General features: G+C 73.6%; 13 protein-coding genes. All 13 read left to right on the top strand.

Annotated elements, in window-relative coordinates:
• Positions 1-229 precede the first annotated feature (229 nt).
• Positions 230-1174: an STM4015 family protein gene (locus tag PUR71_RS36195; RefSeq protein ID WP_329931488.1), complete on the top strand. Its 945-nt coding sequence runs from the start codon at positions 230-232 to the stop codon at positions 1172-1174.
• An 80-nt stretch (positions 1175-1254) separates the two neighbouring features.
• Positions 1255-2184, top strand: coding sequence for an STM4015 family protein (locus tag PUR71_RS36200; RefSeq protein WP_329931489.1), 930 nt, complete (start codon positions 1255-1257; stop codon positions 2182-2184).
• A gap of 10 nt (positions 2185-2194) precedes the next feature.
• Positions 2195-3346 carry an STM4014 family protein gene (locus tag PUR71_RS36205; RefSeq protein WP_329931490.1) on the top strand — a complete coding sequence of 384 codons (1152 nt, stop codon included), beginning with the start codon at positions 2195-2197 and terminating at the stop codon, positions 3344-3346.
• A gap of 41 nt (positions 3347-3387) precedes the next feature.
• The gene (locus PUR71_RS36210; RefSeq protein ID WP_329931816.1) at positions 3388-4251 is read left to right on the top strand and encodes an STM4013/SEN3800 family hydrolase; all 864 of its coding nucleotides are present in this window, start codon (positions 3388-3390) and stop codon (positions 4249-4251) included.
• Positions 4248-5579, top strand: coding sequence for an STM4012 family radical SAM protein (locus tag PUR71_RS36215; protein WP_329931491.1), 1332 nt, complete (start codon positions 4248-4250; stop codon positions 5577-5579). Before PUR71_RS36210 ends, PUR71_RS36215 begins: the two co-directional genes overlap by 4 nt.
• An 11-nt stretch (positions 5580-5590) precedes the next feature.
• Positions 5591-6511 (top strand): STM4011 family radical SAM protein, encoded by a 921-nt coding sequence (locus PUR71_RS36220; protein WP_329931492.1) that lies wholly within the window; start codon positions 5591-5593, stop codon positions 6509-6511.
• Positions 6512-6666: 155 nt separating this feature from the next.
• Positions 6667-7047 carry a VOC family protein gene (locus PUR71_RS36225; protein ID WP_329931493.1) on the top strand — a complete coding sequence of 127 codons (381 nt, stop codon included), beginning with the start codon at positions 6667-6669 and terminating at the stop codon, positions 7045-7047.
• Positions 7048-7296: 249 nt separating this feature from the next.
• The gene (locus PUR71_RS36230; RefSeq protein WP_329931494.1) at positions 7297-7860 is read left to right on the top strand and encodes a YbaK/EbsC family protein; all 564 of its coding nucleotides are present in this window, start codon (positions 7297-7299) and stop codon (positions 7858-7860) included.
• A gap of 151 nt (positions 7861-8011) precedes the next feature.
• Positions 8012-8674 (top strand): rhomboid-like protein, encoded by a 663-nt coding sequence (locus PUR71_RS36235; RefSeq protein WP_329931495.1) that lies wholly within the window; start codon positions 8012-8014, stop codon positions 8672-8674.
• A gap of 117 nt (positions 8675-8791) precedes the next feature.
• The gene (locus PUR71_RS36240; protein WP_329931496.1) at positions 8792-9598 is read left to right on the top strand and encodes an SAM-dependent methyltransferase; all 807 of its coding nucleotides are present in this window, start codon (positions 8792-8794) and stop codon (positions 9596-9598) included.
• 226 nt (positions 9599-9824) lie between these two features.
• Complete coding sequence (argG, locus tag PUR71_RS36245; RefSeq protein ID WP_329931497.1) at positions 9825-11249, top strand: argininosuccinate synthase; 1425 nt, start codon at positions 9825-9827, stop codon at positions 11247-11249.
• Between the two features lie 205 nt (positions 11250-11454).
• Complete coding sequence (locus PUR71_RS36250; protein WP_329931498.1) at positions 11455-12123, top strand: GAP family protein; 669 nt, start codon at positions 11455-11457, stop codon at positions 12121-12123.
• Between the two features lie 235 nt (positions 12124-12358).
• On the top strand, positions 12359-13615 hold the full coding sequence (locus PUR71_RS36255) for a hypothetical protein (protein WP_329931499.1): 1257 nt from the start codon (positions 12359-12361) through the stop codon (positions 13613-13615).

Genomic DNA, 13615 nt, shown 5'->3' on the forward strand with positions numbered 1-13615 from the left:
GAATTCGGACGGAATGCGTCGAAACGTGAAATCGCCTGCGCGCGAGGCCATTTCTGGCATGGCGGAACCGGTGCTTCGCCCCCCGACGAACAGCGATCGCGGCATCCTAACCGGCCGGATCGGGCCCCCCTGCGGCCGGGGCCCGCGCGTTCTCGAGTGCCCCGCTGCGACGGATTGTCGGACCCGACTGATAGACACGTGTTCGACCCGACGTCCGAGGAGAAGCGCCATGACCGTCAACGAGCACGTCGACACGTTCCACGGTCTCCCCGTCCTCGACTTCGTCGAGGCGGTCGAGCAGGAGGAGGCGACCGCCGAAAGCCTGCCCGCGGCCGCCTCGGTGGCCTGGAAGGTCGGGCTTGACTTCGAGTCCGAGGGGGCCTTCGCCGAGCGCTGGGAGCGGTTCCTCGACACCGTGGACACCGAGCACGTCACCGCCGTGGTGCTCGGTCAGTGGTTCTCGGAGGCGCCCGAGGGGCTGGAGGAGGCGCTGACCGCGATCGTCGCCTCGGCCCACCGGCTGCCCGCCCTGCGGGCGCTGTTCGTCGGGGACATCACCTACGAGGAGAGCGAGATCTCCTGGCTGGAGATGTGCGACGTCACCCCACTGCTGACGGCCTTCCCCGGGCTCACCGAGCTGGTGGTGCGCGGCGGCACCGACCTCGAGCTGAAGCCGGTCCGCCACGAGGCGCTCACCGCGCTGCGGTTCGAGGCCGGCGGCCTGCCCGTCGGGGTCGTCCGCGCCGTGGCCGGCTGCGAACTGCCCGCGCTGGAGCGGCTGGAGCTGTGGCTCGGCGTCGACGCCTACGGCGGCGACGCCTCGCTCGACGACCTCGCGCCGTTCCTCGACGGCTCGCGCTTCCCCGTGCTGCGCCACCTCGGCCTGCAGAACAGCGAGTTCCAGGACGACATCGCCGCCGCCGTCGCGCACGCGCCGGTCGTGGCCCGGCTCGCATCGCTCGACCTGTCGATGGGCGTCCTCACCGACCAGGGCGCGGGCGCGCTGCTGGAGGGCCAGCCGCTCACCCACCTCCGCGCCCTCGACCTGCACCACCACTTCCTCACCGACGAGATGCAGGAGCGCCTGCGCAAGGCCCTGCCCGACGTCGAGGTCGACCTCTCCGGGTCCCACGACCCGGGCGCCCGCCGGCGCTACGTCGCCGTCGCCGAGTAGGCACCACCACGCAGCCCTGACCGCACAGCCGTCACCCACCACCCACCACCTCCACCCACCCGACCCCGCCAGGAGCGGCCATGACCGTCGACCACCACCTCGGGCGCTTCCACGAACTGCCGATCCACGAGTTCGAACCCGGCGCAGCGACGCAGCCCGCCGCCGGCACCGTCTCGTGGCGGCTCTCCCTGGAGTACGACGCCCCGCACGACTTCGCCGCCCTCTGGGAGACGTTCCTCGACACCGTCGACCCGGCGGCCGTCCGGGCCCTGGTGATCGGCCCGTGGTGGCAGAGCGGCTACGAGCCGGTGAAGGCCGTCGTCGCCACCATCGCCGACGACGCCGAGCGCCTGCCCGCCCTGGAGGCGCTCTTCGTCGGCGACGTCACGTTCGACGAGTGCGAGATCTCCTGGCTGGAGATGAGCGACGTCACGCTGCTCCTGACGACGTTCCCGGACCTCACCGAGTTCGCCGTGCGCGGCGGTATGGACCTCAAGCTCTCCCCGGTGCGCCACGACCGGCTGCGATCCCTGCGCTTCGAGGCTGGCGGCCTGCCCGCCGGGGTCGTCCGCGCCGTGGCCGCCTCCGAACTGCCCGCGCTGGAACGCCTGGTGCTGTGGCTCGGCGTGGACGAGTACGGCGGCGACGCGACCCTCGACGACCTCGCGCCCTTCCTCGACGGCACGCGGCTGCCGGCGCTGCGCCACCTCGGCCTGGCCAACAGCGAGTTCCAGGACGAGATCGCCGCAGCCCTCGCGCACGCCCCCGTGGTGGCCCGGCTCGAATCGCTCGACCTGTCGATGGGCGTGCTCTCCGACGAGGGCGCCGCCGCGCTCCTGGAGGGCCAGCCGCTCACCCACCTCCGTGCCCTCGACCTGCACCACCACTACGTCACCGACGAGATGCAGGAGCGCCTGCGCAAGGCCCTGCCCGGCGTCGAGGTCGACCTCGACGAGGCCGAGAACGCACACGACGACCCGGATGACCGCTACGTCGCGGTCGCCGAGTGAGCGGGTGACGATGACGACGCGGCTGACCGTCCTCGGCAATCCCGGCCACCGGCGGGTGACGCTGTTCGCCGCCGCGGCCCGGGCCGCCGGCCTGCCCGAGCCCGCCGTCCTGCCCTGGCTGGACGTGCTGCGCGGCGGGTACCGGCTGCCCGAGGGCACTCTGCTGCGGATCGAATCGCCCGGCGAGGAGCCGGCGGTGGACGAACTGCTGCGCGGCCCGGCTCTCGGCCCGTCCTACGCTCCCACCCGCGTGGAGGGCACGGCCGCCTGGTACGCGGGCGTGATGAGCGCCCTGCGCGCCCTGGCGGGCCGGCCCGGCGTGCGGCTGCTCGGCGATCCCGAGGAGATCGCCGTCATGTTCGACAAGCGCCTGGCGCACGCGGCGCTGTCCGCCGCCGGGGTGCCCGTGCCCCGCGCGGTCGACACCACCGGCCTGACGGGCTGGGGCGACCTGCGCGAGCGCGTCCACGGGGCCGGCCTGCACCGGGTCTTCGTCAAGCCCGCGCACGGCTCCTCCGCCTCGGGGGTGGTGGCGCTGGAGTTCGGCCCGCGCGGCCAGGTGCAGGCCACCACGTCCGTCGAGGCGGCCGGCGGCGAGCTGCACAACTCGCTGCGCGTGCGGCGCTACCGCAGCGAGACCGAGGTGGCCGCGATCGTCGACCGGCTCGCACCGGACGGGCTGCACGTCGAACAGTGGGTGCCGAAGGCGGCGCAGTCCGGCCGCTCGGCGGACCTGCGGATCGTCGTGGTGGCCGGCCGGGCCACGCACGCCGTGGTGCGCACCAGCGCCCAGCCGATGACCAACCTGCACCTCGGCGGCGCCCGGGGCAGCCTCGACCTCGCCCGCGAGGCCGCCGGGCCCGCGTGGCCGGCCCTCCTGGAGACGGCCGAGCGCGCCGCCGCGTGCTTCCCCCGCTCGCCGATGGTCGGCGTCGACGTCCTGCCCGTCACGGGCTGGCGGCGCGCCGTGGTCGGCGAGGTCAACGCCTTCGGCGACCTCCTGCCGAACCTCACCGGCCTGCCCGGCGGCCCCGCCGATGGCCTCGACACCTACGGTGCCCAGCTGGCCGCCCTGACGGCACCGACCGCTACGACAGCACCGACCGCTACGACAGCACCGACAGCACCGACCGCCGCCCACCCCGGAACGACACGACGATGAACCACCGGACGCCCGGCACGCACGCGCACCCGAACCCCGACATGAACACCGTCGTGGGCACCCACGACCTCCTGCTCGTCACGCTCGACACCCTCCGCTTCGACGTCGCCGAGGAACTCGCCGCCGCCGGCCGCATCCCGCACCTCGCCGCGCACCTGCCCGGCGGCCGCTGGGAGCGCCGCCACGCGCCCGGCAGCTTCACCTACGCCTCCCACCAGGCGATCCTGGCCGGCTTCCTGCCGACCCCGGCCGCGCCCGGCGGCCCGCACCCGCGCCTGTTCGCGGCCCGCTTCGCCGGCTCGGAGAGCACCGCCCCGCGCACCTGGGTCTTCGACGCCCCCGACCTGCCGACCGCGCTCGGCGCCGCCGGGTACCGGACGGTGTGCATCGGCGGCGTGGGCTTCTTCAACAAGCAGGGCCCGCTCGGCTCGGTGCTCCCCGGTCTGTTCCAGGAGAGCCACTGGGCGCCGGAGATGGGCGTGCCCTCGCCGACGTCGTTCGAGGCGCAGGTCGCCCGGGCCGAGCAGGTCGTCGCCGGACAGCCCGACGGGCAGCCGCTGTTCCTGTTCCTGAACGTCTCGGCGCTGCACCAGCCGAACTGGTTCCATCTGCCCGGAGCCAGCCGCGAGCACGGCGACTCCCGCGCCAGCCACGCCGCCGCGCTGGAGTACGTGGACGCCCACATCGGCCGGCTGTTCGCGGCGATGAGCGCCCGCCGCCCGTGCTTCGCGATCGTCTGCTCGGACCACGGCACCGCCTACGGCGAGGACGGCTACACCGGGCACCGCATCGGCCACGAGGTGGTCTGGACGGTCCCGTACGCCCACTTCACCATCCCCCACGACCCCACGGACCACCACACCGCGGTCCCCCGCACGACCACCGCCGAGGAGCCCGCGGCATGACGACGGCACCCCCGCGCACCGAATCGCCCTACCAGTCGTACGTCTACGCCTACCCGCACAAGACGGCGTACCGCCCGCTGCCCGAGCGCCCGGCCCTGACCGAGCTGTGGGCCGGCGAGGCGCAGCACGCGCTCTCGCTCTACCTGCACATCCCGTTCTGCGAGGTGCGCTGCGGCTTCTGCAACCTGTTCACCCGGATCGGCAGCCCGGAGGGCCTGACCACCGCGTACCTGGACGCGCTGGAGCGCCAGGCCGGCGCCGTCCGCGCGGCGCTGGCCGCCGACGCCCGGTTCGCGGTGGCCGCGTTGGGCGGCGGCACGCCCACGTACCTGACCGCGGGCGAGCTGGAGCGCCTGTGCGACATCGCCGAGCGGAGCATGGGCGCCGACCTGCGGGCGATACCCCTGTCGGTGGAGGCCTCGCCCGCCACCTCGACCGCCGACCGGCTGGAGGTCCTGGCCGCCCGGGGCACCACCCGGCTGAGCCTCGGCGTGCAGTCCTTCGTCGACGGCGAGGCCCGCTCGGCGGTCCGTCCGCAGAAGCGCGCCGAGGTCGAGGCGGCCCTCGGCCGGATCCGCGCGGCCGGGTTCCCGGTGCTCAACATCGACCTCATCTACGGCATCGACGGCCAGACCGAGGCCAGTTGGCTGCACTCGCTGGACGCCGCGCTCGCCTGGCAGCCCGAGGAGCTGTACCTCTACCCGCTGTACGTCCGCCCGCTGACCGGCCTGGCCCGGCGCGGTGAGCAGGAGAGCCCCGCCGCGTGGGACGCCCGCCGACTGGCGCTCTACCGCAGCGGGCGGGACCACCTCCTCGCGCACGGCTACGAGCAGGTGTCGATGCGGATGTTCCGCCGCGCCGCCTCCCCGCAGGCGGGCGTGAGCGAGTACGCGTGCCAGACGGACGGCATGGTCGGCCTCGGCTGCGGGGCTCGCTCGTACACGGCCCGGCTGCACTACTCCTTCGACTACGCGGTCAACGCCACCGAGGTCCGCGGGATCATCGACGACTACGTCGCCACCGAGGACTTCCACCGGGCCGAGGTCGGACACGCCATGTCCGGTGACGAGCCGCGCCGCCGCCACCTCGTCCAGTCGCTGCTCCAGGCGCAGGGCATGTCGCTGTCCGGCTACCGAGCCCGGTTCGCCAGCACGCCGGCCGAGGACTTCCCCGCCGAGCTGGCCGTGTTCGCCGAGCGCGGTTGGCTGGCCGAGGACGGTGAGCGCCTGGTGCTCACGCCGGAAGGGCTGGCACACTCGGACTCCGCCGGGCCGATGCTGTTCTCGCCCGAGGTCCGGGCGTTGATGGCGGGCTACGAGGCGAAATGACGTTCCTCGGCATGCCGTCCCCACCGCCCACCGTGCCCGCCGCCGACAGATCGGCGGAAGTCGCCGGGCGGGACCTCACCCTCCTCTACCGCGGGCCGCTCGCCTCCTGCGACTACGACTGTCCGTACTGCCCGTTCGCCAAGCGGCGCGACACGCCCGACCAACTGCGCGCCGACCGCGCGGCGTTGGAGCGCTTCACGGCCTGGGCCGCCGGGCGAGCGGGCACCGGCGACACGCTGTCGCTGCTGTTCACCCCCTGGGGCGAGGGCCTCGTGCGGTCCTGGTACCGCCGCGCGCTCGCCGAGCTGAGCCGGCTCCCGCACGTCCGCCGCGTCGCGATCCAGACCAACCTCAGCTGCCGCACCGACTGGCTGGCGGAGGCCGACCTCGACGCCCTCGCCCTGTGGGTCACCTACCACCCCGGCCAGGTCACCCACGACCGCTTCCTCGCCAAGTGCCGCGAACTGGACGCCCTGGGCGCCCGCTACAGCGTCGGCGTGGTCGGCCGGCCCGAGCACCTGGCGGAGGCGCAACGCCTGCGCGCCGCGCTCGCCCCGCACGTCTACCTCTGGATCAACGCGGCCGAGGGCCGCACGTACACCGACGCCGAGGCCGCGCAGTGGGCCGCCCTCGACCCGCACTTCGGCTACAGCCGGCACGCGCACCCGAGCGCCGGGCTCCCGTGCCGCACGGGCGAGTCCGTGCTCTCGGTGGACGGCGACGGCACGGTGCGCCGCTGCCACTTCGTCCGGGACGTCCTCGGGAACCTCTACGACGGCAGCTACCGCACCCGGCTCCAGCCGCGCGCCTGCCCGTTGCCGGTGTGCGACTGCCACATCGGCTACGTCCACCTGAAGACGCTGCCGCTGTACGAGCTGTTCGGTGCGGGCGTCCTGGAGCGGGTGCCGGCGCAGTGGCCGCCGGCAGCGTAGAACCCGGCCACAGCGCGTTCGCACCCGCACCCGCTGAGTGAGCCCACACACGTGACCCCCGGCAACGAGCCACACACGCCCCGCAGCACCACACCGCCCGCCGCGCGGCCGCGCTCCGACCTCCCTAGCCTGATAACAGGAGGAGGCGAACCACCATGCTTGGAGACGGACCGCTACAGGCAGTCATCCCCGCCACCGACCTCGGCCGCGCCAAGGCCTTCTATACGGACGTCCTCGGTCTCAAGGTCACCAGGGAGGACGAGGAAGAGCTCACCTGCGATTGCGGCGGCACCGAGTTCACGATCTACCACACCCCCAGCGGCGGCCAGGCCGCCCACACGCTCGCCAGCTTCAAGGTCCGTGACCTCGACGGTGAGATGAGCGCCCTGCGCGAGCACGGCGTCACGTTCGAGGATTACGACTTCCCCGGTCTGAAGACCGTCGACGGCGTCGCCGAGCGCGACGACATCCGCGCCGCCTGGTTCAAGGACAGCGAAGGCAACATCCTCTGCGTCGCCCAGCGCACCGACACCTGATAACGCCCCGGAAAACCCGCAACCACTCCCACCCCCGGCCACCGGAACGCTCCACCGAGCAGCCCGGTGGCCGACCGACGGCAACGGCTGGAGCCGGTGAGCCGACGGCACCCTGCCCGCCGACAGCCGCCTCCGGACCGCGATCGACGACCAGCCCGCCAACCCCTGGAACCGACGCACCCGCCCGACTGCCGTGCCCCGGAACGGATTTCGCTCCGGGGCACGGCGGCGGTTCGGTAGGGTCGGACCATGAGCGAGCAGATCGTCCCGCCCTTCGGCAGCTTCCCCGTCGTCCGCGCCGCGCTGGACGTCCACGACGAACTCGCCGCGCCCGTCGCGGACGCGCTGAAGAACTGGGACGTCCCCGGAGTGGCGCACTCGGTGCTGTACGTCGACACCGACCCCGACAAGGCGGACACCGCCGTCTTCTGCGAGACCTACGGCACGCCGCTCGACTGCTCGGCGAACTGCGTGGTGGTCGCCGCCAAGCGCGGCGGAGAGGTCACGCTCGCCGCCGCCGTCGTGCTCGCGACCACACGGCTGGACGTCAACCAGGTGGTGCGCAGGCACTTGGGGGCGCGCAAGGCCTCGTTCGCGCCGATGGACGCCGCCGTCGCCGAGACGGGCATGGAGTACGGCGGCATCACGCCCGTCGGGCTGCCCACGCACTGGCCCCTGCTGATCGACGAAGCAGTGGCCGCGACCCCGCACGTGCTCATCGGCAGCGGCCGACGCCGGGGCAAGCTGATCCTGCCGGGCCCCGCCCTGGCCCTCCTCCCGCACGCCGAGGTGCTGCCCGGCCTCGCGACCTGAGCCCAGCACCACCCCTCGCCGGAGCCCCCGCCCGAACCCACCTGCACGGCACGGTGCACCCTCCGCACGCCGATAGGCTGCCGACGTACTGCCGGAAACCGGCAGGGGCCCGACACCGGGCTTCGGGCGGACGGCGAAGGCGGAAGGCACGATGGAAGACCGCGGCGACAAGGTGCTGCGCGTGCTGGCGCGGCTGCGCCTGACCACCGTCTACGTCCTGCTGCTGACCGCGACCGCCGCCTGGCTCGCGAGCCAGAGCCACGCCGGCCGGGCCCGCTTCGTCCGGCACAACAGCAGCAACGTCCACCACATGGAAGTCGGCAAGTGGTGGACCCTCTTCACCAGCGGCCTCGTGGTCGACGGCGTCCCGGCCTGGGCCGGGATCGCCGCCGTGGCCGCCGTGCTCGGCCTCGCCGAGTGGCGGTGGGGCGCGCTGCGGGCCGGCGCGGTCTTCGCCTTCGGGCACCTGGGCGCCACGCTGCTCACCGAGGGCGCGATGTGGTTCATGATCACCACCGGCATCCCGGGCGCCCTCTCCCGCGCCCGCGACGTCGGGATCAGCTACGGCCTCGTGGCCACCGGCTCCTGCCTGCTCGCCCTCGGCCCCAAACCGCTGCGCCGGTACGGCCTTCCGGCGCTCGCCGCGGTCCTGGCCGTGGCCTGGGCCGTGGACCAGGAACTCGCCGACGCGGGCCACCTCATCGCCCTCGCCCTCGGCGTCCTGGCCTCTCGCCGGCCCTGGCTGCGCAAGCGCGCCCTCCGGGCGCCCGCCGACCCCGCCCCCGGGCGCGTCCACCACACCGCCGCCAGGTAGGCGACGGGCACCCGCAGTCCGCCCCCCTCGGCAGCTCGGCCGCTATCATGCGCGGACGTTCGATTGGCTGCGCCGCCCCGCCGGATGACAGCCGCTCAGCACAGTGGAGGGGACCGGATGTTCAACACCGACGGCACCAGTGGGACGGACGTCCCGACCGATCTCCAGGCGGACCGCCCGCACCCGGCGCGGATCTACGACTACTGGCTCGGCGGCAAGGACAACTTCCCCTCCGACCGGGCCGCGGCCGAGCACGCCATCGCCGCCGCGCCCGACATCCCGCAGGCGGCCCGCGAGAACCGCGCCTTCCTGCGCCGCGCCGTGCGGCTCTGCGTCGAGGCCGGCGTCCGGCAGTTCATCGACATCGGCTCGGGACTGCCCGCCCGCGGCAACGTCCACGAGGTCGCCCAGGAGCTCGCCCCGGACGCGCGCGTCGTCTACATCGACAACGACCCCATCGTCCTCGCCCACGGCCGGGCCCTGCTCGCGGACAACCGCAGCACCACCGTCCTGACCGGCGACCTGCGCGACGTCGAGGAGCTGCTGGACCGCACCGAACTGCGCTCCCTGATCGACCTGTCGCAGCCCGTCGCCGTCCTCCTGCTCGCCGTCCTGCACTTCGTCGACGACGCCCAGGCCGCGTCCGCCGTCCGGGCCGTGCGCGAGAGAGTGGCGCCGGGCAGCCACCTGCTGGTCTCGCACAGCACCGCCGAGGGCAACCCGCAGCGGGCCGAGGAGGTCGGCAAGACCTGGCAGAACGCGACGTCCCAGATCAACGGACGCGGCCGGGCCGAGGTCGAGGCCTTCTTCGACGGCTGGGAGCTGCTGGAGCCCGGCGTCGACTTCGTCCCGCTCTGGCGCCCGGACGGCTCCACTGCCGGCAGCACCCGCTGGATGTACGCGGGCGTCGGCCGCAAGGCCTGACGCGCGCGGGGGACCACCGCGGTCCGGACGGCCACCGCGGTCCCGACAGCCGGCGCGGTCCCGCCCGACGGCGCCGTTCCGTCGGGCGGACCCGGCCGCCACTTCCGTATTGTCTTGCGGTACTCTGCAAACCTATGCCAGGGTGACGGTGTCGGACACCAGTGCCGAAACGTCCCACACGTCGCTAGTTCGAAGACCCGCGCGCCGCGGGTCCAGGGGTGCACGCATGTCGAAGGTCTTGAGCAAGCTGCCGGTCGGTGAACGGATCGGCATCGCATTCTCCGGTGGGTTGGACACCTCCGTCGCGGTCGCGTGGATGCGCGAGCACGGCGCCGTCCCCTACGCGTACACGGCGGACATCGGCCAGTACGACGAGCCGAACCTCGCCGACGTGCCCGCCCGCGGCCGCGCCTACGGCGCCGAGCAGGCCCGCCTGGTGGACTGCCGGGCCGCGCTGGTCGAGGAGGGCCTGGCCGCGCTCGCGTGCGGCGCCTTCCACATCCGCTCCGCCGGTCAGACGTACTTCAACACCACCCCGCTCGGCCGCGCCGTGACGGGCACCCTGCTGGTCCGCGCCATGCAGGAGGACGAGGTCTCGATCTGGGGCGACGGCTCCACCTACAAGGGCAACGACATCGAGCGGTTCTACCGCTACGGCCTGCTCGCCAACCCCAGCCTGCGGATCTACAAGCCGTGGCTGGACCAGCGGTTCGTCTCCGAGCTCGGCGGCCGCAAGGAGATGTCCGAGTGGCTCGCCGAGCGCGACCTGCCCTACCGCGACTCCGCCGAGAAGGCCTACTCCACCGACGCCAACATCTGGGGCGCCACCCACGAGGCCAAGCGCCTGGAGTACCTGGACGCCTCGATCGAGATCGTCGCCCCGATCATGGGCGTGCCGTTCTGGGACCAGTCCGTCGACATCCCGGCCGAGGACGTCACCGTCGAGTTCGAGTTCGGCCGCCCGGTGCGGATCAACGGGCGGGTCTTCGCCGACGACGTCGAGCTGGTGCACGAGGCCAACCGCATCGGCGGCCGGCACGGCCTCGGCATGTCCGACCAGATCGAGAACCGCATCATCGAGGCCAAGAGCCGCGGCATCTACGAGGCGCCCGGCATGGCGCTGCTGCACACCGCCTACGAGCGGCTGCTCAACGCGATCCACAACGAGGACACCCTCGCCACGTACCACACCCAGGGCCGCCGCCTCGGCCGCCTGCTGTACGAGGGCCGCTGGTTCGACCCGCAGGCGCTCATGCTGCGCGACAGCCTCCAGAAGTGGGTCGGCCAGGCCGTCACCGGCAGCGTGACCCTGCGCCTGCGCCGCGGCCAGGACTACTCGGTGCTCGACACCCAGGGCCCCAACTTCAGCTACCACCCCGAGAAGCTGTCGATGGAGCGCAGCGTGGACGCCGCGTTCGTCCCGGACGACCGCATCGGCCAGCTGACCATGCGCAACCTCGACATCGCCGACTCGCGCAGCAAGCTGGAGCAGTACGCCACGCACGGTCAGCTCGCCCCCTGGAGCGGCCTGATCGGCGAGCTCGCCCCGGGCGGCGCGGCGCCGATCGCGGCGGCCAGCCAGGACGCCGGGGCGGTGGCGGCCGAGGCCACCGCGCTCGACCAGGCGGCCATCGAGTCCGGCAACGACTGACCTCCCCGCACTCCCCGCCCGAGGGCCGCGGCACCGCGTGTGCCACGGCCCTCGGCCGTACCCGGCCCCACCCGGCCCACCCGGGGGCGCCCGGCCCACCTGGAGGCGCCCGGCCGCGCCCGGAGCGGCGTTGTGCCGACGGCGGCCGGAGGCGGACCATGGACGGAGGAGGACCCCGTCCTCCAGTGCGGGAGCGGGAGCGGGGATGGGTGAGGCAATCGGTGCGATGCTGGCGTCGGCCGCGGGCATCGCGATCGGCCCGCGGCCGCTGATCGCGGCGATCCTCATGCTGGCCACCCCGCGGGGCCGCCCCAACGCGCTCGCCCTGACGGCGGGCCGGGCCGCCGCCCTCGGCGCGATCGTGGCGGTCGTCGTGACGCTCGGCAGCGGGCTGGACCCCGACCGCGACGAGCCCACCTGGTCGGCCTGGCTCAAGCTCGCGCTGGGCGCGGTGCTCCTGCTGCTGGCACTCCGGCAGTGGCGGGACCGGCCGCGCGAGGGCCACGTCACCGCGCCGCCGGGCTGGATGCGCTCGGTGCACCGCTTCACCGCGGGCCGATCGGCCCGTCTCGGGGCGGCCCTCGCCGCCGCGAGCCCGAAGAACGTCGTCCTGGCCGTCGGCGGCGCCGCCTCCATCGCCGCGAGCCCGACGAGCGGCGCGGGTAGGGCCGTCGCCGCCGCCCTGATGGTGCTCATCGCCTCCCTGTGCACGCTGCTGCCGCTCGCGGTGCACGTCATGGCCCGCGACAGCGCCGCGCGCACCCTCGGCGAGTGGAAGGCCTGGGCGGCCGCCCACCACGCCGCGATCACCACGACGGTCGTGGCCGTCCTCGGCACCACCTACCTCGGCGACGCGCTCACCGTCCTCGCCTGAGCGCCTGAGCCCGCAAGCTCACCGGGCCCCCGGACCCCCGAGCCCCCGACCCCACGCCGGTCCGAAACCCGCCGTTCCCGAACGACGTCGCTCCCGCAAGCCCCACGCGGTGGCCCGTATCCACCACTTCGACCGAATGTGCGAGGGTCTGACGGTTGATGACATACTCCTCTGCGCAATACCCGGCGCTGCCGCTACGACGCCGGGCCGACATCCACGGGGGACACGAACGTCCATGTCATCGATACGCCGTACCCAGCGCACCGCGCGCGCCGCCCTCGGGGCGTCCGCGCTGACGCTGACCCTCCTCGCCACCTCCGCCTGCGGGCCGGACAACAGCTCCAGCGACGCGGCGGCCACCACGGCCGCGACCGCGGCCACCACGAGCGCCGCCGCCACGGCCGCCGCGACCGGCAAGGCGCCCGGGCTCGGGCTGCCGGCCAACCTCGACGACCTCAAGAAGTGGAAGACCGCCGACTGGGAGAAGTGGGCCAAGGACTACGCGGCCCCGGCCGTCGCCAAGGGCTACTGGTCCATCGAGAAGCTCCTCGCCGCCAAGCCGGTCGACCAGCTGAAGCCGCCGGCGACCACGCCCACGGGCAAGCCCACCCAGGCCCCGCAGCCGACCGCGCAGCCCACCGGCGCGAGCACCCCGCCGCCCGCCGACGGCGGCAACGACGCGCCGCCGCAGACCGTCGAGGCCCAGGCGGACGCCCACCCGTACGCCAAGAACCTGGCCGTCTTCGGGAAGATCTTCTTCGACAAGCCCGGCGCGGAGACCCTCGACCCGGGCAAGCTCGGCCAGCACTACGTGTGTTCGGGCACCGTGGTCGCCGACCCGGCGCACCCGGGCAAGAGCAACCTGGTGTGGACCGCCGGGCACTGCGCCCACCAGGGCAAGGGCTCCACGTTCAACACCAACATCGTCTTCATCCCGGACTTCAACGCGGGCGGCGCCGTCAGCGGCGGCAAGCGCCCGACCGACGTCTCGCAGTACGCGCCGTACGGCGAGTGGAGCGCCGTCAACCACGTGACCTCCCCGGTCTGGGAGGCCGAGGGCGGCGAGGTCGGCCCGGCCGCCCAGTACGACTTCGCGATCCTGCGGGTCAAGCCGGAGAGCGACACCGGCAAGTCGCTGGAGGAGACGGTCGGCGGCGCGCTGCCGGTCTGGTTCAACGCCCCGCGTGACCAGCTGAGCATCACCAACTACGGCTACCCGGCCGCTCCCCCGTTCGACGGGATGGAGCTGAACCACTGCCAGGGCGGCAAGCCGTCCAAGATGTCCTACGACCCCTCGCGCCCGCCGATGCTGGCGATCGGGTGCTCGATGACCGGCGGTTCGAGCGGCGGCGGCTGGCTGTCGGCCAAGGACGGCAAGCCCGCCCTGGTGAGCAACGTGTCGGTCGGCAACGACGCGGAGAAGTTCCAGGCCGGTCCGTACCTGGACGACGTGGCGGCAGGCCTGTACGACTTCATCTCCAAGAAGGGCTAG

It is taken from the genome of Streptomyces sp. SP17BM10 (assembly GCF_036322405.1).
GTDB lineage: Bacteria > Actinomycetota > Actinomycetes > Streptomycetales > Streptomycetaceae > Kitasatospora.